Source organism: Kineothrix sp. MB12-C1, from assembly GCF_030863805.1.
Lineage (GTDB): Bacteria > Bacillota > Clostridia > Lachnospirales > Lachnospiraceae > Kineothrix.
Window position 1 is genome coordinate 3,892,704 of the sequence record NZ_CP132957.1, and the last position, 17,870, is coordinate 3,910,573.

Below are 17,870 nucleotides of genomic sequence, written 5' to 3' on the forward strand. Positions count from 1 at the left end.
TTTTTATAAGATTATTCTAAAAATATATCTTCACGGTTATTATATTTGGAGAGCACTTCGTGAATCTTTTCTGTCGGAGTGTGTACATTAGACATAGAAGAGTCGTGATTCATGAAATCGATGATAGATGCCAGGAACTTACTCATATCCGCTTCCACATAATAAGGACGTTCCTTAAGCTCCGGAATCTGGTAAGTAAGGTTAGTAGTAACCACTCGGTCGAAATAGCATTTCTCATAGGCTTCATCGAAAGCCTGTAGGCCATCGGTGAACAATCCGAAGGTACAACAGATGAATACTCGTTTGGCATTCATTTCCTTTAACTGTCGGGCAGTATCGATCATACTTCCGCCGGAGGAAATCATATCATCGATGATAATAACGTCTTTACCATCGATATTCTCTCCCAGAAATTCATGAGCGACGATAGGATTCTTGCCATTGACAATGGTGGAGTAGTCACGACGCTTGTAGAACATACCGGTATCGATGCCGAGAACATTGGCGAAATATACAGCGCGGTCGAGAGCACCCTCATCAGGGCTTATAACGATCGTATGATATTTATCGATAATTAAATCTTCCTCGGTACGAAGCAGCGCCCGGATAAACTGATAAGGAGGAATAAAGTTATCGAAGCCGGACAAGGGAGCAGCATTTTGCACTCGGGGATCATGAGCGTCGAAGGTAAGAAAATTAGATACTCCCATATCGGACAGTTCCTTGATCGCATAAGCGCAATCGAGAGATTCCCGGCCTGTCCTTTTGTGCTGTCTGCCTTCATAAAGAAAGGGCATGATAACATTGATTCGGCGGGCTTTTCCATTCGCAGCGGAAATAAGTCTTTTTAAATCCTGATAATGATCATCGGGAGACTTATGATTGATATATCCATTCATTCTATAGGTAATACTATGATTGCAGACGTCTGTCATAATAAACAAATCTTTGCCTCGGATGGAATCGCTCAAGACAGCCTTGCCTTCGCCTGTGCCAAAACGAGGGCAGATGGCGCTGGCCAAATAATTATCCTCTACATATCCTTGAAAAGCGGGATCAGTTTTTGCGATATTATTTACACTTTGACGAAATTCCACGAGATAGCGGTTAACCTGGTTGGCGAGTGGGGCAGCAGAATCCGCCGCCAGAATTTTTAAAGGAGCGACCGGAATGGCCGCTTCTAGTTCACTTAAGTTAGGCATGATGACCTCCAATTGTACTTTGATAAAAATAATCCTACCCTATTTTATAGCATTACGGTAGTGACACGTCAAGGAAATTCTAGTAGAATAAAAGATAAAGGTTGCTATTCAGCCATCGAAGGAGTAGAGAGGATGAAAGAAAATAAACATATAGTAAAGAGCGTTCTTGCAGGAAGTATTGCACAGGAATTGGAGATAGAGCCGGGGGACGAGTTGCTTGAAATAAATGGAGAGAAGATTACGGATATCTTCGATTATCAATATCTCATCCAGGATGAGTATATCGAAGTGCTTGTGAAGAAGTTAAGCGGAGAGGAATGGCTGCTTGAAATCGATAAGGAATATGAAGAAGAACTTGGCGTTGAATTCGAGAATGGATTGATGGATGATTACCGGTCTTGTACCAATAAGTGTATCTTCTGTTTTATCGATCAGATGCCCGAAGGAATGAGAGAGACCTTATATTTCAAAGATGATGATTCCCGGCTTTCTTTTTTACAAGGTAATTATGTGACATTGACGAATATGTCGGAGCACGATATAGATAGAATTATCAAATATCACCTGTCACCGATCAATATCTCCTTCCAGACGACGAATCCGGAGCTTCGATGCAAGATGCTCCATAATCGTTTTGCGGGAGAAGCGCTTAAGAAGGTGGATATTCTCTATGAAGCAGGGATTACGATGAATGGTCAAATCGTTCTGTGTAAAGGGGTGAATGACAGGCAGGAGCTGGAGAGAAGCATTTCTGACTTGACGAAGTATCTGCCTTATTTGGAAAGTGTATCCATTGTACCGGTTGGACTTTCCAAATTCAGAGATGGACTATTCCCCTTGGAACCGTTCACAAAAGAGGATGCGCGGGAAGTAATTGAACTGGTGCGTAAATGGCAGGATAAAATATATCCCGAGTATGGCTTTCACTTCATTCATGCCAGCGATGAATGGTACATTCTGGCAGAGGAGGATTTGCCGCAAGTACCATGTTATGATGGTTATCTGCAACTGGAAAATGGTGTGGGAATGCTGCGGCTTCTTTTGACAGAATTCTATGAAGCGCTGGATGAAGAGAGACGCAAAGGAATAAACAGAGATAAGAAGCAAAAAATATCATTAGCTACAGGGCTTTTGGCATATCCTTACATTAAGGAAATGGCAGCAGCAGTAGTCGATCTTTATCCCAATCTGACGGCTAACGTATATCCGATTACAAATGAGTTCTTTGGAGAAAGAATAACCGTTTCCGGCCTTTTGACGGGGCAGGATATTAGCCGGCAATTAGCAGGGAAGGAACTGGGGGAGAGACTGCTTTTGCCACAGAATGTTTTGCGGAGCGGTGAAACTGTATTTTTAGATGATATGACGGTGGCGGACTTGGAAAAGGCTTTACAAGTAAAGGTAGATATTGTAAAATCAAGCGGACGCGATTTAATAGATACTATAATTAAAGTGAGTTAGAACGGAGTAAGAATGGGAAAGAGAAAAACCAAACCGATCGTAGCGGTGGTAGGACGGCCGAATGTAGGAAAGTCTACGCTGTTTAATGCATTGGCAGGAGAGATGATATCAATTGTAAAAGATACACCGGGCATTACCCGGGACAGAATATATGCAGATGTGTCATGGCTGGACATGTCATTTACTTTGATCGATACAGGCGGTATTGAGCCGGACAGTAAGGACATTATTTTATCCCAAATGAGAGAGCAGGCGCAGATCGCTATCGATACTGCCGATGTGATCCTTTTTATGGTGGATGTAAGACAAGGACTTGTAGATGCGGATTCTAAGGTGGCGGATATGTTGCGTCGTTCTCAGAAGCCGGTAATTCTTGTCGTGAATAAAGTAGATCATGTGAATAAGTATATGGCAGATGTATACGAGTTCTATAATTTGGGAATCGGCGATCCCCATCCTATTTCTGCGGCAAATCGTACAGGAATCGGCGATATGCTCGATGTAGTAACTTCTTATTTCGACAAGACAGCGTCGGAGGAAGAAGAGGATGAACGTATTAAGATAGCAATTATCGGAAAGCCTAATGTGGGAAAATCTTCTATTATTAATAGACTAATAGGCGAGAACCGTCTAATTGTGTCGGATATCGCAGGAACGACACGGGATGCCATCGATACAGATATTCGATATAACGGCAAAGATTATGTTTTTATCGATACTGCAGGACTTCGAAGAAAAAACAAAATAAAAGAAGAATTGGAACGTTACATGATCGTTCGTACGGTCAGCGCGGTAGAACGTGCGGATATTGCCGTACTTGTTATCGATGCAGAGGAAGGCGTTACAGAGCAGGATGCGAAGATTGTAGGTATTGCCCACGAGAGGGGAAAAGCAATTATCATCGCTGTAAACAAATGGGATGTGATTGAGAAGGATAATAAGACAGTCAATAAATTCTCCAATAAGGTAAGAGAGGTCTTGTCCTTTATCCCGTATGCAGAAATTATCTTTATTTCAGCGGTAACAGGGCAGAGACTTCCTAAACTATATGAGATGATAGATATTGTGAATGAAAATCATTCTCTTCGTGTATCTACTGGTGTATTGAACGAAATTATGTCGGAAGCCGTGGCATTGCAACAGCCGCCATCGGATAAAGGAAAGCGCTTGCGCTTGTATTATATTACCCAGGTATCGGTAAAGCCTCCTACTTTCGTGATCTTTGTAAATGATAAGGAATTGATGCATTTTTCCTATACGCGTTATATTGAGAATAAAATAAGGGAAGCATTTGGCTTTAAAGGCACTCCCTTAAAGTTTATTATTCGGGAAAGAAAGGAAAAAGAATAAAGTGGAACGTATTATATGTTTGGCAATCGGATATGCGCTGGGGCTATTTCAAACAGCTTATATTTACGGTAAGTTAAAGGGAATCGATATCAGACAGCATGGCAGCGGGAATGCGGGAACGACCAATACACTAAGGGTACTTGGAACGAAGGCAGGTTTGATTGTTTTTGCCGGCGATGTATTGAAGTGTATTGTTGCTGTAATGATTTGCACCCTTTTATTTGAGAAGGCTTATCCGGATATGACTTATCTTCTTAAAATGTATGCGGCAGCAGGAGCTATACTTGGACATAACTTTCCTTTTTACTTGAATTTTAAAGGGGGTAAGGGCATTGCGGCTACAGCAGGCTTAATTTTATCCTTTCATCCCAACTTTTTAGTGGTAGGTGTTGTTATGTTCTTCGGTGCCTTTTTGCTGACCCATTATGTATCCTTGGGATCTTTGCTTGTTTATGCGGCATTTATGACTCAGATTGTAGTATCGGGACAGCTCGGATTATTCGGTGAGATGAGCCAGTCGCTGCTTCTGGAAATGTATGCGATTGCTTTATTTTTGACAGCAATGGCATACTATAAGCACAGAGAGAATATCGTGCGTCTGCTCAAAGGGGAAGAAAGAAAAACCTATCTGTTTAAAAAGGTGAAGTCATAGCAGAAATATTGAAAAAATGTAACTGTGAGGATACTGAACAGTTACAAAAAAATAATGTTTGGAGGTAAAGAAATGGCGAATGTAAGTATTATTGGTGCCGGAAGTTGGGGAACGGCTTTAGCAGCATTGCTTCATAAAAACGGACATAAGGTTACTGTATGGTCGATTGTGGAATCAGAAGTTGAGATGCTGAATAGGGAAAGAGAACATAAGGATAAGCTCCCGGGTGTGAAACTGCCGGAGGATATGATATTTACCACAGATCTTGCAGAGGCGGTAAAAGGGAAAGATGTACTCGTTCTTGCGGTACCTTCGCCTTATACGAGAAGCACCTCACACATGTTAAAAGAATATGTGGAAGAAGGGCAGATTATCGTCAATGTAGCAAAAGGGATCGAAGAGGATACCCTTCTTACCTTATCCCAGATTATCGAAGAAGAGATTCCGCAGGCTTGTGTCTGCGTACTTTCCGGTCCCTCTCATGCAGAGGAGGTCGGCAAGGGAATCCCTACCACGATTGTTGTTGGCTCTCATAAGAAGGAAACAGCGGAATATTTACAGAACCTATTTATGAATGAGGTGTTCCGTGTATATATTAGTCCGGATGTACTCGGCATTGAGCTTGGAGCTGCGTTAAAGAATGTAGTGGCTCTTGCAGCAGGTATTGCAGATGGACTTGGATATGGAGATAATACGAAGGCGGCTCTTATTACGAGAGGAATTACAGAAATCTCCAGACTTGGTATTGCTATGGGCGGCCGCTTTGAGACTTTCAGCGGTCTGACAGGAATCGGCGATTTGATTGTTACTTGTGCATCCATGCATTCGAGAAATAGAAGAGCCGGTATTTTGATTGGAAAAGGATATACGATGGAAGAGGCTATGAAGGAAGTGAAGATGGTCGTTGAAGGCGTGTATTCTGCAAAAGCGGCTATAAGTCTTGCGAAGAAGTACGATGTACAGCTTCCGATTATCGAACAGGTCAATCAGGTATTATTTGAAGGAAAGCCGGCGGATGCTGCAGTAAAAGAGCTGATGATAAGAGATAAGAAGCTGGAAAACTCTTCGCTGGAAGGGTGGGCGTAGCATATGAGCGGACAGAACAAAGGATTTGCCGGCACTTCGGAATATGTAGCTTCCGAACAATTGATGGCGAGCGTAAATGTAGCGGTAGCGCTGCAAAAGCCACTGTTAATTAAAGGAGAGCCCGGAACCGGTAAGACGATGCTCGCAGAGGCGGTTGCGAAGTCGCTTGGGAAGAAATTAATTATATGGAATATTAAGTCTACGACAAAGGCACAGGATGGTTTATATGTATACGATACGATTCAGCGCCTTTATGATGGACAATTCGGGGAAGAAGGGGTAGATGATATTTCCCGTTATATCAAGCTCGGTAAGTTAGGAGAAGCCTTCGATAGCGAAGAACAAGTTGTTCTATTAATCGATGAAATCGATAAGGCGGATCTGGAGTTTCCTAATGATTTGTTATGGGAATTGGATCAAATGGAATTCTATATCCATGAGACGAAGAGAACGGTGAAAGCGAAACAACGGCCAATTGTTATTGTTACGTCCAACGCGGAGAAGGAATTGCCGGATGCCTTTTTAAGAAGATGTATCTTTCACTATATCGATTTCCCGGATGAAGAGTTAATGGAAGAAATCGTAAAAACACATTTCCCGGATATCGAAGATAACCTGTTAAAAAATGCGATGGAAGTATTCTATTGGGTTCGCTCCATTAGGGATGTCCGTAAAAAACCGAGTACCTCGGAGTTAATCGATTGGATCAATGCATTGCGTATCGGAGGTATTCCTTTGGATACCTTACGAAATAAACTTCCGTTTCTCGGTGTGATCGTAAAGAAGGATGAGGATCTTGTTACTGTTAAGGAACGTGTGAATTAATGAGAGTATAAAGGATACATGAGGGACTGATATGTTTGTCGAATTCTTTGATATATTAAAGGCGAAAGGACTTAAAGTTACCTTAAGCGAATGGTTGACGTTGCAGGAAGCCTTGGATAAAGGGCTGTGTAACAGCAGCTTGACCGAATTCTATTACGTTGCCCGAATGATATTGGTGAAAAGTGAAACCGAATACGATAAGTTCGATTTGGCATTTGAGGAATGCTTTAAAGGGATTACGTCGGATAATGAAATAACTGCTAATATGCTTAGATGGCTGGATAAATCCGATATGAATGAACTGTTTCACGAAGAAGAACGTCATCAGATGAATCAGTCAGAAGACTTACAAATCGATAAAGACGACGTAGAAGAGAAGTTCAAGCAGCGCCTTAAGGATCAAGACAGCGAGCATAACGGCGGCAGTTATTGGATCGGCACTATGGGGAAAACTTCTTTTGGCAATACGGGAGGCAATATCGGAGGAATTCGCGTCGGAGGAACTACCGGCTATCAATCGGCTTTTCAGGTAATCGGAGCCAGGAAGTACAGAGATTTTCGCGATGATAAAATTATCGATAACAGGCAGTTTCAACTGGCCCTTCGAAGACTTCGCCAATTCTCCACCAAGCTGGATATCCCGAAAACGGAGCTCGATATTGACGGCACCATCGATAAGACTTGCAATAATGGCGGCTGCCTGCAGATAGTAATGGAGAAACCGAGGAAGAATTCGGTGAAGCTTTTGCTATTGATGGATTCCGGAGGAACGATGATTCCTTATACTAAATTATTGAATGAATTATTTCAATCGGTTCATAAATCCAATCATTATAAGGATGTGAAAACTTATTATTTTCACAACTGTATTTACAGTAAGCTATATAGAACACCGGAATGTGAGAATGGGGACTGGATTGATACGGAATGGATGTTCCGGAATCTGGACAGCGATTATAAAGTGATTATTGTAGGCGATGCAGCGATGGCACCTGAGGAATTATATTCCGATACGGGTAATTACAGGGGGCCTAACGGAGGTCTTTCGGGAATGGATTGGCTGCTTCTTATGAAGAAGAATTATAAAAAGATTGTCTGGATGAATCCTAAGATGGCATACGGACACGCACCTTGGAGAGAAGCGGAGACGGCGATTAAAAATCTGCTCCCTATGTATAAGCTTACGGTAGACGGATTGAATCAGGCGATGACATGTCTGATGGTCAATAAATGAAAACTGCTATTGACAAGAAAAAAGAAGTGAGGTACAATGCAGGTAATTTAAGAGATAAAAGCGATGAACAGAATAAGTAGTGAGCAAGGATAACTTACAGAAAGTAACCGGTCGATGAGAGGTGCAAGGGAATTTGCTTATGAATACATCTGGGAGCTTCATAGCAGAAGAAAGTTTTCTAGAGATTTTTGGTAGGCTATGACGTGTTTCCCCGCGTTATGGAGGAGGAGTATCGCCGCTTGACAGTGGCCGTACTTGCGAAGGCAGATGATGTGAGTCATTTGTGAAATTAGGTGGTACCGCGGATTATTTCCGTCCTATTATGAGTTTTCATAGTAGGGCGGTTTTTTATGTAATAGAAAAAGTTTCCTATTACATAATAATGGATGCGCAGTTGGCAAAGGAGAAAATAGCCGTAAACGGCACTGCTGGCGCGCGAAGAATCTGCGGGCACATTCTTTATTTTAAAAAAGGAGAAGAAAAATGACTATTTTTGATGAATTAAAGGCGAGAGGGCTTCTGGCTCAGCTTACCGATGAAGAGGAGATTAAGGAATTAATTAATAATGGAAAGGCAACTTTTTATATCGGATTCGATCCGACGGCTGACAGCCTTCATGTAGGACACTTCATGGCACTTTGTCTTATGAAGAGATTACAGATGGCAGGAAATAAGCCAATAGCTCTTCTTGGCGGAGGGACGGGTATGATCGGAGACCCTTCGGGGAGAAGCGATATGCGTACGATGATGACGCCTGAGATTATTCAGCATAACTGCGATTGTTTCAAGGAACAAATGAGTAAATTTATTGATTTCTCCGAAGGGAAAGCCCTTATGGTGAACAATGCGGACTGGTTAATGGATCTGAATTACATCGAGATGCTCCGCGAAGTGGGTTCTCATTTCAGTGTAAATCGTATGCTTACGGCGGAATGCTACAAGCAGCGCATGGAGAAGGGACTTAGCTTCCTGGAATTCAACTACATGATTATGCAAAGCTATGACTTCTACGTGTTATACCAAAAGTACGGCTGCAATATGCAGTTCGGAGGGGATGACCAGTGGAGCAATATGCTGGGAGGAACGGAACTTATCCGCCGGAAGTTAGGTAAGAATGCATATGCTATGACAATTACTCTGCTTCTTAACTCGGAAGGAAATAAGATGGGCAAAACACAAAAGGGTGCGGTATGGCTCGATCCGAATAAGACTACTCCTTTTGAATTCTTCCAGTATTGGAGAAATATAGCGGATGCGGATGTATTGAAATGTATTCGTATGCTTACCTTCCTGCCTCTTGAGGAAATCGAACAGATGGATCAATGGGAAGGAAGCCAGTTAAATAAGGCGAAAGAGATTCTTGCTTTTGAATTGACAAAGATGATTCATGGAGAAGAGGAAGCGAATAAATCACTGGAAAGTGCACGTGCTTTATTTACAGACGGCAACGCGGCACAGATGCCTACAGTTGTTCTGAAAGAGGAAGATTTTGAAGAAAACAAGATAGATATTTTATCGATGTTAGTTGCTTCCGGACTTGTAGCTTCTCGTTCCGAGGGACGCCGTGCAGTAGAACAGGGCGGCGTGACTGCGGATGGAGAGAAGGTTGCAGATATTAAAGCGGTATTTGAGAAAGAGCAGCTTGCCGGAGATGGTATCGTATTAAAGCGCGGTAAGAAAAACTTTAAGAGAATTACTTGCTAAAATTAATAGAATAATGTTTTTTCCCCTTGCATATATTGTAACAGCAAATATGGAAGGGGAAACTTTTTTTATGGACGCTTCACATACACATAACTTATACAAAGATATACAATTACGTACTGGAGGAGAAATCTACATAGGGGTGGTAGGTCCGGTAAGAACTGGAAAATCCACTTTCATCAAACGTTTTATGGATGTAATGGTACTTCCCTATATGACGCAAGAGCATGAAAGAATGCGCGCTCAGGATGAGCTTCCGCAGAGCTCGGGCGGGAAAACGATTACGACAACAGAGCCGAAGTTCATCCCGAAAGAAGCTGCTAAGATTACATTAGGAGAGGATATTAATGTTAATGTCCGCTTGATTGACTGTGTTGGTTATATGGTGGAAGGTGCCAGCGGACACATGGAAGAAGATGTGGAAAGAATGGTGAAGACCCCTTGGTCATCACAGGAGATTCCCTTCACTCAGGCGGCAGAGATAGGAACGAAAAAGGTAATCAATGATCACTCTACAATCGGTATCGTGATTACTTGTGACGGAAGCTTTGGAGAGATTCCGAGGGATAGCTATCTTGCGGCAGAAGAACGTACCATTGAAGAACTTAAGAAAATACATAAGCCTTTTATTGTGCTCGTGAATACAGAAAAGCCATATTCAGAGAGTGCTATAAGGCTTTCAGAAGAGATCGGCAGGAAATATCAAGTGAGCACCATGCCGGTTAACTGCGAACAGTTAAAAAAAGAAGATATCAATGCCATTATGGAAAAGATTTTATATGAATTCCCTCTCACTATGGTTGAATTCTATATGCCTAAATGGGTGGAGATGCTTCCGAATACCCATCGGATGAAAGCTGATATTATAGGAAAGATTAAAGAATTAATGGGGCAGATCGGCTGTGTTAAGGATGTGGCGGCAAATGGCATCCCAATGGAGAGCGATTATATCCGTAAATGTAAAGTGGATGGAATCAATATGGCTAATGGATGTGTAACGGTATCCATGGAAGTGGACGATTCCTACTACTATGAAATGTTAAGTGATTTAATCGGAGAAAATATCACTAGCGAATATCAATTGCTATCGGTACTTCAGCAGATGGCTAAGATGAGAACGGAATATGTAAAGGTTCTTCATGCGGTAGATTCTGTACGGGGCAAAGGATATGGTGTGGTAACGCCGGAGAGGGATGAAATTACCTTGGATAAACCGGAGATGATTCGCCATGGTAATAAGTTCGGGGTTAAGATTAGGGCAGAAAGCCCGAGTATTCATATGATACGGGCGAATATAGAGACAGAGATTTCGCCGATCGTAGGAACGGAAGAACAGGCACAGGATTTAATTCGTTATATTTCCGAAGCGGGAACGGGCGAAGAAGGTATGTGGGAAACCAATATTTTCGGCAAAACGGTGGAACAACTTGTAAATGACGGAATTATGGGAAAAATTGCAATGATAGGAGACGAGAGCCAAGTGAAGCTGCAGGAGACAATGCAGAAAATTGTCAATGACAGCAACGGTGGAATGGTTTGCATCATTATATAAATTAGGGAGGTGACTGTTTGGCTTTTCGAGCTGGGCAGTTACTTTTTTTGGGATGAAATGTGTACAAAATTATGAACTCGTGTTATATTTACTTTATTGATAGTTTAGTAACTATTCAGCAGATCTGCGCATTTACTGCGTGGATCGTATGGATCGTGAAAATTGGGAGGTATATATGATGAATGCGAATTATGAAAAATTACAAAAATGCTTGGAAAGTATTAAGGAGAAAATAGATTTTAAGCCGAAGGTGGCTATTGTGCTCGGCTCAGGTCTCGGAGATTTTGCTAACACGATCGAGGTAGAAGCGGAGCTTTCCTACAGTGAAATCGAAGGCTTTCCTGTATCTACGGTTCCGGGACATGCCGGCAAGTTCATTTTCGGCCATGTAGGGAATGTGCCTGTAGTATGTATGAAGGGAAGAGTACATTTTTATGAAGGATATCCGATTTCAGATGTAGTGCTTCCGATTCGTCTGATGAAGTTGATGGGTGCTGATACTTTGTTCTTAACGAATGCTTCCGGCGGTGTGAATAATGAGTTCAAGGCAGGAGATTTAATGATGATTACCGACCAGATTTCTTGCTTTGCTCCGAATCCGCTTATTGGGGCGAATATGGACGAGCTGGGAACTCGTTTTCCGGATATGAGTACTGTATATGATAAGGAGTTACAGGATATTTTAAGGGAGACGGCGAAAGAAAACCACATTCCGATGAAAGAAGGGGTATACTTACAGTTAACAGGTCCCTCCTTCGAGTCGCCGGCGGAAATCCGCATGATTCGTACTTTGGGTGCGGATGCGGTAGGTATGAGTACCGTAGTGGAAGCAATTGTAGCAAATCATATGGGAATGAGAATTTGCGGCATTTCCTGTGTATGCAACCTGGCTGCAGGAATGACGGAGAATCCCTTGACTCACGAAGAAGTACAGGAAGCAGCGGATCAGGCGGCACCATTTTTCACGAAGCTCGTATCCGAAGCAGTAAAGAAATTCTAACGAGGTATAAAAAAGTGATAGAACAAAATAAGATAAAGCAATTAATCGCCAAAGCTCTTAAGGCCAGGGAGTTTTCCTATGTGCCATATTCTCATTTTGCGGTAGGGGCAGCTCTTCTTACGAAGGAAGGGGATGTTTATTCGGGTTGCAATATTGAAAATGCTGCCTACGGCCCTACCAACTGCGCGGAGCGGACAGCCTTTTTTAAGGCGGTGAGCGAAGGTGTGAAGGAGTTTGCTGCAATTGCAATTGTCGGATCGTTACAAGGAGAGGAAGTAAGCGGGTATGCTGCTCCTTGTGGTGTATGCCGTCAAGTGATGGCTGAGTTTTGCGGACCGGATTTCGATATTATCGTTGCGAGAACGACAGAGGACTATTATATGAAATCCCTAAAGGAAATGCTGCCGGAGAGTTTTGGACCGGCTAATCTGGCTTGATAAAGGGAAATGGGAAGGAGAACCTGCCGCTATGAATATTCGTTTATGGAATGCGAGAATATTAACGATGGAGGAAACTGTACCGATCTTCGAAGGTGAGATATGGGTACAGCAGGATAGAATTACTTATGTAGGTGCCGGCAAGGAAGAAGAAGTACCTGTATGGGATATGGAGATCGATTGTGAGAGGAACCTTTTAATGCCGGGCTTTAAAAATGCGCATACGCATTCGGGGATGACACTTCTTCGTTCTTATGCGGATGACCTTCCATTGCATGAGTGGCTGCATGGTCAAGTGTTTCCGGTAGAAGCTAAAATGAATCAGGAAGATATTTACTATTTGACGAAGCTGGCGGTGCTGGAATATCTGACAAGCGGAGTTACCTCCATCTTCGATATGTATTTGACGCCGGAATCCATAGCGAGCGCTTGTTCGGACACCGGAATGCGCTGCGTGTTGACCGGAGCAGTTAATAATTTTAGTCAGTCGGTAGAACAGATGGAGTCATGGTATGAAAAATTTAATGAAAAAGAATCTCTCATTAGCTTTCTTCCCGGTTTTCATGCGGAGTATACTTCTTCGAAAGAGTTAATGGCGCAAATTGCTTCTTTAGCGCATCGATTGAAAGCCCCCGTCTATGTACATCTTTCGGAGACGAAAGAGGAAGTGGAAGGATGCGTAGAACGTTATGGTATGACGCCCGGAATCTTCCTCGATTCTCTCGGAATGTTTGAATATGGTGGCGGCATTTATCATGGTGTGTATTTGACAGAAGAAGAAATCGCCCTTTTCAAGAAGAAGAATATCCATGTAGTTACCAATCCCGGTTCGAATACGAAGCTTGCAAGCGGTATCGCACCGATTCAAGATTTCTTAAAAGCAGGGCTCAATGTGGCGATTGGGACAGATGGTCCGGCAAGCAACAATTCTCTGGATATGTTTCGCGAGATGTTCCTGGTTACCGGACTTGCTAAGTTAAGAGAAAAAGATGCTTCAGCGGTAGATGCGATGGAAGTTCTGAAAATGGCCACAGTAAACGGAGCAAGGGCGATGTGTCTTGAAGATGCGGATGTACTGGCACCGGGGAAACTGGCCGATCTTATTATGATCGATTTGCAGCAACCTAATATGCAGCCGATTAATAATATTGCCAAGAATATCGTGTATAGCGGAAGTAAGCAGAATGTGAAGATGACGATGATTAACGGTCGTATTCTTTATCGCGATGGAAAGTTTTATGTGGGGGAAGAAGCACATGATATCTATGAAAAGGCTAATGAAATAATTAACCGCCTTAAATAGTAGATGTGAAATGAAGGGATTGTAGGAATTTCATGCACGATTTTAATGGATCTTCACATGTAACTGAGAAGGAACGGAACAGTTACAAGGTAACTTATATTTATCACAGCGGATTTGCTGTGGAACTTGAGACTTGTGTTCTCCTATTCGATTATTATAAAGGTGAACTGCCTAGTTGGGAGAAAGAGAAGCCGATATATATATTCGTATCCCATAAGCATGGTGACCATTTCAGTCTTAAAATATTTGACCTGGTCAGTCAATATGACAACGTTCACTTTTTCCTATCGAGCGATGTGAAATTGAGCGAAAAATATCTGGAAAAAAATCATATCTCCCCTGCCGTGAAGGAGAAAATAACTACGATTGGGAAAAATCAGAAGCTATCTTTTCCGGTTGTAGGAGCTGAAACGAAGATGATTCCCTTAACAATCGAGACCTTACGCTCTACCGATGAAGGAGTGGCCTTTATTATAGAGATAGAAGGAAGAACACTGTATCATGCAGGTGATTTAAATTGGTGGCACTGGGAAGGGGAACCATCTCCTTTTAATGAGAATATGGAGAGGGACTATAAAAAAGAGATCGATGATATAAATGGAAGGAATTTTGATTTAGCCTTTGTGCCGCTCGATCCAAGGCTCGGAGACGCTTACGGGCTTGGCATGGATTATTTTCTCTCCCATACAGAAGCAAAACGGATTTTCCCTATGCATTTGTGGGAGGAATACGGCTATATAGGAAAGTATAAAAGCACAGAAATCGGTAGCAGATTTAATGAAAATATTATTGAGATTTCTGCACCGGGACAGGAATTTGAATTATGGAATATATAGTATTTGCCTTGACGGTACTTGTTTTTCTTTTGTTGATTATGGCCAAGGGGATTTGGGATGAGAAAAGAAAAAAGGCTGAGTTTATTCGATGGCTTCATGAAAACTATGGAGCGCTTCCCAGGCAGACAGCACAGACCGTGGAAGATACCTCAAGGATTGCCGGTTACTTTAAAAAGCACGGTAAGGAAGACTTTTGGATCGATGATATTACGTGGAATGATTTAAATATGGATGCCGTGTTCCGACAAATGAACTACGCTTATTCTGCGGCAGGGGAGGAATATTTATATTATCTTCTGCGCAGTCCGAGGCAAAAAGTAGGAGAGCTTAAGCGGATGGAAGAGCACGTACGCATTTTCATGGAGAATAAAGAGAGCCGAATACAATACCAGATATTTTTTGCAGAGGCGGGAAAGACTGGAAAGTATTCTATTTATGACTATTTGGACCATTTAGAGCTTCTCGGGGAGAGGAAAAATACTACTCATTATCTCGGGAACCTGCTCCTCTTAGCTTCTATAGTATTGATGTTTGCGTCAGTTCCTGTGGGTGTCACTCTTTTACTGACTGTTATTTGTTGGAATATTATCACTTATTTTAGGGTAAAGGGTGAAATTGAACCTTATATTATAAGCTTCAGCTATATTCTGAGATTGCTGCGAAGTGCAAAACGTATGAGTAAGCTGCCGATGGAAGGGTTCGAGGGGGAGTTTGAGGAATTGAAAAACTGCCTTAAGAGGATGAATAAATTTCAAGCCGGTTCTTATATTATTATGTCGCCCGGCAGAATGAATGCATCCAATAATCCGATTGAGCTTCTGCTCGATTATATACGTATGACCTTTCATTTAGATTTGATAAAGTTCAATAATATGCTGGCAGAAGTAAGGAAAAATAAAGAAATAATCGACCGTTTGCTTTCTCTTAGCGGATATATGGAGGCGGTGATTGCCATCGGTGCATACCGCGCATCTTTGTCCTCTTACTGTTTGCCGGAACTAACGGAGGAAAGGACACTTCGGATGGAGAATGTGTATCATCCGTTAATTGAACATCCGGTTAAAAACAGTATTGATACGGAGCGGGGCGTACTGCTTACAGGATCTAACGCTTCCGGTAAGTCAACCTTTTTAAGGACGGTGGCGATCAATGCCATTTTAGCGCAGACCATTCATACTTGCCTTGCGGATTATTATAGGGGGACTCTATGCCGCGTCCTTTCTTCCATGTCACTTAAGGATGACCTGGCCGGCGGGGACAGCTATTATATTGTTGAAATTAAGTCATTGAAGAGAATTCTGAATCAAGCGGCAGAACAGGGCTGTCAAATACTTTGTTTTGTAGATGAGGTACTTCGGGGAACGAACACGGTGGAGCGTATTGCGGCATCCACTCAGATTTTAAAAAGCCTTTCCAAAGACAATGTCATTTGTTTTGCGGCAACTCACGATATCGAATTAACTTATCTTTTGGAAGAGAAATATAACAACTTCCACTTTGAAGAAGAAATAAGAGAGGATGACGTAGTGTTCAACTATCGTCTGATGGAAGGACGGGCGACAACAAGAAATGCTATCAAGCTTTTGCGCGTTATGGGATATGAAGAGAATATTATTCTGGATGCAGAAGGGCTGGCAGAACACTTTTTACAAAGTGGTGTGTGGACAAAATAAAAGAGCAAGGAAATAGAAAGAATGAAGGTAACAATTTATACGGACGGAGCAGCAAGGGGGAATCCGGAAGGACCTGGAGGCTATGGAACGGTATTGCAATATATTGATGCAAAAGGAATGCTGCATGAGAGGGAATATTCGGCAGGATATAAGAAAACGACGAATAACCGAATGGAGCTAATGGCAGTTATTATCGGCCTGGAGGCACTCACTAAACCTTGTGAGGTAGAGGTTATCTCTGATTCCAAATATGTAACTGATGCCTTTAACCAGCACTGGATTGATGGCTGGCTTAAGAAGAACTGGAAGACAAGTACAAATAAACCGGTGAAGAATATAGATCTATGGAAGCGCTTATTGGCAGCAAAAGGACAGCACCTGGTGACCTTTACATGGGTAAAGGGGCATGATGGCCATCCGGAAAACGAACGGTGTGATATGCTGGCGACAACGGCAGCTGATGGAAGTGAACTGCTTGACGATTATGTACAGGAAATGGTATGATAAAGGACAGATGGACAGACGTATTTGAACGAGGAGGCTTGGGATGACAAATTTGATTTTATTCATGAATGCTTTCTTATCCTATCTTTTTGTGGTTGTAATAATTACGATATTAGTGATTGTGGCATGTATTCTCGGAGTGAAATGGAAGAAGAGTTCAGAAATGAAGGACAAGGGGCGCGCACAGGAGTGAAATGCTTAAGGGTGTTCAAGTATGAACGCCTTTTTGTATGGAAATTTGCATGGAGATTAAGGAAGAAAAGGGGTCAATATGGGAACATTTAAGATTATATTATGGGATGTGGATCAGACTCTGCTCGATTTCAAAAAGTCGGAAAGCTATGCAGTTGCACATTGTTTTGAGCAATTTGGGCTGACAGCTACGGAAGAAATAATCGAATTATATTCAGGAATTAATGAAAGCTTTTGGAAACGTATTGAAAAGGGGGAAATCGCCAAAAAAGATGCGCTCATAGAACGCTTTTGTACTTTGTTCGATAAAGTTGGGATAAAGAATATAAATCCGGAAGTATTTCAAGAAAAATATGCTGATGCTTTAGGAAGTGTATATTACTTTCAGGATGATTCTTATGAGTTATTAAAGAGCTTAAAGGGACGTTATCGGCAATATCTTGTTACGAATGGGATTTCTTATACACAGAGGAAGAAGTTGGGTTTATCCGGATTTGATCAACTCGTCGAAGATATCTTCGTATCGGAAGAGATCGGAGTACCTAAGCCGCAGAAAGAATACTTTGATTATTGTTTCTCACGTATTCCTGATTTTAGATTGGAGCAAACGATTATTGTAGGTGATTCCTTAAGCAGCGATATGTTGGGCGGCAATCAGGCCGGAATTACAACTTGCTGGTATAATCCGAATGGCTTTAAGAATAATTCCGATATAAAAATTGATTATGAGATCAGAAATTTACAAGAAATCAAAACAATTTTATAATTGTAATAAACTGTAAAAATATGGATGAATTTTTTGGTGGTTTTTTATACCATCCTCTTATTGACACAAACTGTTTAATATTCTATACTATGG

General features: G+C 42.0%; 17 protein-coding genes and 1 other annotated feature. Of the genes, 16 read left to right on the forward strand and 1 reads right to left on the reverse strand.

The features are described from left to right. Nucleotides 1–11: 11 nt before the first annotated feature. Complete coding sequence (locus tag RBB56_RS17935; protein ID WP_306720307.1) at nucleotides 12–1,202, reverse strand: ribose-phosphate pyrophosphokinase; 1,191 nt, start codon at nucleotides 1,200–1,202, stop codon at nucleotides 12–14. A gap of 132 nt (nucleotides 1,203–1,334) precedes the next feature. Here RBB56_RS17935 and RBB56_RS17940 point away from each other — a divergent pair, with 132 nt between their 5' ends. From RBB56_RS17940 to RBB56_RS18015, 16 genes are all read left to right on the forward strand, one after another. Next, on the forward strand, nucleotides 1,335–2,663 hold the full coding sequence (locus RBB56_RS17940) for a DUF512 domain-containing protein (protein WP_306720308.1): 1,329 nt from the start codon (nucleotides 1,335–1,337) through the stop codon (nucleotides 2,661–2,663). A gap of 12 nt (nucleotides 2,664–2,675) precedes the next feature. After that, a complete protein-coding gene (der, locus tag RBB56_RS17945; RefSeq protein WP_306720309.1) occupies nucleotides 2,676–4,013 on the forward strand; it encodes a ribosome biogenesis GTPase Der in 1,338 nt (445 codons plus the stop codon). Between the two features lies 1 nt (nucleotide 4,014). Further along, nucleotides 4,015–4,665 (forward strand): glycerol-3-phosphate 1-O-acyltransferase PlsY, encoded by a 651-nt coding sequence (plsY, locus tag RBB56_RS17950; protein WP_306720310.1) that lies wholly within the window; start codon nucleotides 4,015–4,017, stop codon nucleotides 4,663–4,665. Nucleotides 4,666–4,737: 72 nt separating this feature from the next. Next, nucleotides 4,738–5,751 (forward strand): NAD(P)H-dependent glycerol-3-phosphate dehydrogenase, encoded by a 1,014-nt coding sequence (locus RBB56_RS17955; RefSeq protein WP_306720311.1) that lies wholly within the window; start codon nucleotides 4,738–4,740, stop codon nucleotides 5,749–5,751. A gap of 3 nt (nucleotides 5,752–5,754) precedes the next feature. Beyond that, entirely contained in the window at nucleotides 5,755–6,576 is an 822-nt protein-coding gene (locus RBB56_RS17960; RefSeq protein WP_306720312.1) for an AAA family ATPase, read from the forward strand. Nucleotides 6,577–6,607: 31 nt separating this feature from the next. Next, nucleotides 6,608–7,810, forward strand: coding sequence for a VWA containing CoxE family protein (locus tag RBB56_RS17965; protein ID WP_306720313.1), 1,203 nt, complete (start codon nucleotides 6,608–6,610; stop codon nucleotides 7,808–7,810). Nucleotides 7,811–7,864: 54 nt separating this feature from the next. Then, nucleotides 7,865–8,133 (forward strand) — a binding site (T-box leader). 160 nt (nucleotides 8,134–8,293) lie between these two features. Further along, the gene (gene tyrS, locus RBB56_RS17970; protein ID WP_306720314.1) at nucleotides 8,294–9,514 is read left to right on the forward strand and encodes a tyrosine--tRNA ligase; all 1,221 of its coding nucleotides are present in this window, start codon (nucleotides 8,294–8,296) and stop codon (nucleotides 9,512–9,514) included. A 70-nt stretch (nucleotides 9,515–9,584) separates the two neighbouring features. Further along, entirely contained in the window at nucleotides 9,585–11,066 is a 1,482-nt protein-coding gene (spoIVA, locus tag RBB56_RS17975; protein ID WP_306720315.1) for a stage IV sporulation protein A, read from the forward strand. Between the two features lie 175 nt (nucleotides 11,067–11,241). After that, on the forward strand, nucleotides 11,242–12,066 hold the full coding sequence (locus RBB56_RS17980; protein WP_306720316.1) for a purine-nucleoside phosphorylase: 825 nt from the start codon (nucleotides 11,242–11,244) through the stop codon (nucleotides 12,064–12,066). A gap of 17 nt (nucleotides 12,067–12,083) precedes the next feature. Then, nucleotides 12,084–12,503 (forward strand): cytidine deaminase, encoded by a 420-nt coding sequence (locus RBB56_RS17985; RefSeq protein ID WP_306722213.1) that lies wholly within the window; start codon nucleotides 12,084–12,086, stop codon nucleotides 12,501–12,503. A gap of 31 nt (nucleotides 12,504–12,534) precedes the next feature. After that, a complete protein-coding gene (locus RBB56_RS17990; RefSeq protein ID WP_306720317.1) occupies nucleotides 12,535–13,806 on the forward strand; it encodes an amidohydrolase in 1,272 nt (423 codons plus the stop codon). A 32-nt stretch (nucleotides 13,807–13,838) separates the two neighbouring features. After that, nucleotides 13,839–14,642: an MBL fold metallo-hydrolase gene (locus RBB56_RS17995; protein ID WP_306720318.1), complete on the forward strand. Its 804-nt coding sequence runs from the start codon at nucleotides 13,839–13,841 to the stop codon at nucleotides 14,640–14,642. Further along, nucleotides 14,630–16,315, forward strand: a complete 1,686-nt coding sequence (locus RBB56_RS18000) for a MutS-related protein (RefSeq protein ID WP_306720319.1) — start codon at nucleotides 14,630–14,632, stop codon at nucleotides 16,313–16,315. Before RBB56_RS17995 ends, RBB56_RS18000 begins: the two co-directional genes overlap by 13 nt. A gap of 21 nt (nucleotides 16,316–16,336) precedes the next feature. Further along, nucleotides 16,337–16,819 carry a ribonuclease HI gene (gene rnhA / locus RBB56_RS18005; RefSeq protein WP_306720320.1) on the forward strand — a complete coding sequence of 161 codons (483 nt, stop codon included), beginning with the start codon at nucleotides 16,337–16,339 and terminating at the stop codon, nucleotides 16,817–16,819. A 43-nt stretch (nucleotides 16,820–16,862) separates the two neighbouring features. Beyond that, on the forward strand, nucleotides 16,863–17,012 hold the full coding sequence (locus RBB56_RS18010; protein WP_306720321.1) for a hypothetical protein: 150 nt from the start codon (nucleotides 16,863–16,865) through the stop codon (nucleotides 17,010–17,012). Between the two features lie 78 nt (nucleotides 17,013–17,090). Then, nucleotides 17,091–17,777 (forward strand): YjjG family noncanonical pyrimidine nucleotidase, encoded by a 687-nt coding sequence (locus RBB56_RS18015; RefSeq protein ID WP_306720322.1) that lies wholly within the window; start codon nucleotides 17,091–17,093, stop codon nucleotides 17,775–17,777. Nucleotides 17,778–17,870 lie beyond the last annotated feature (93 nt).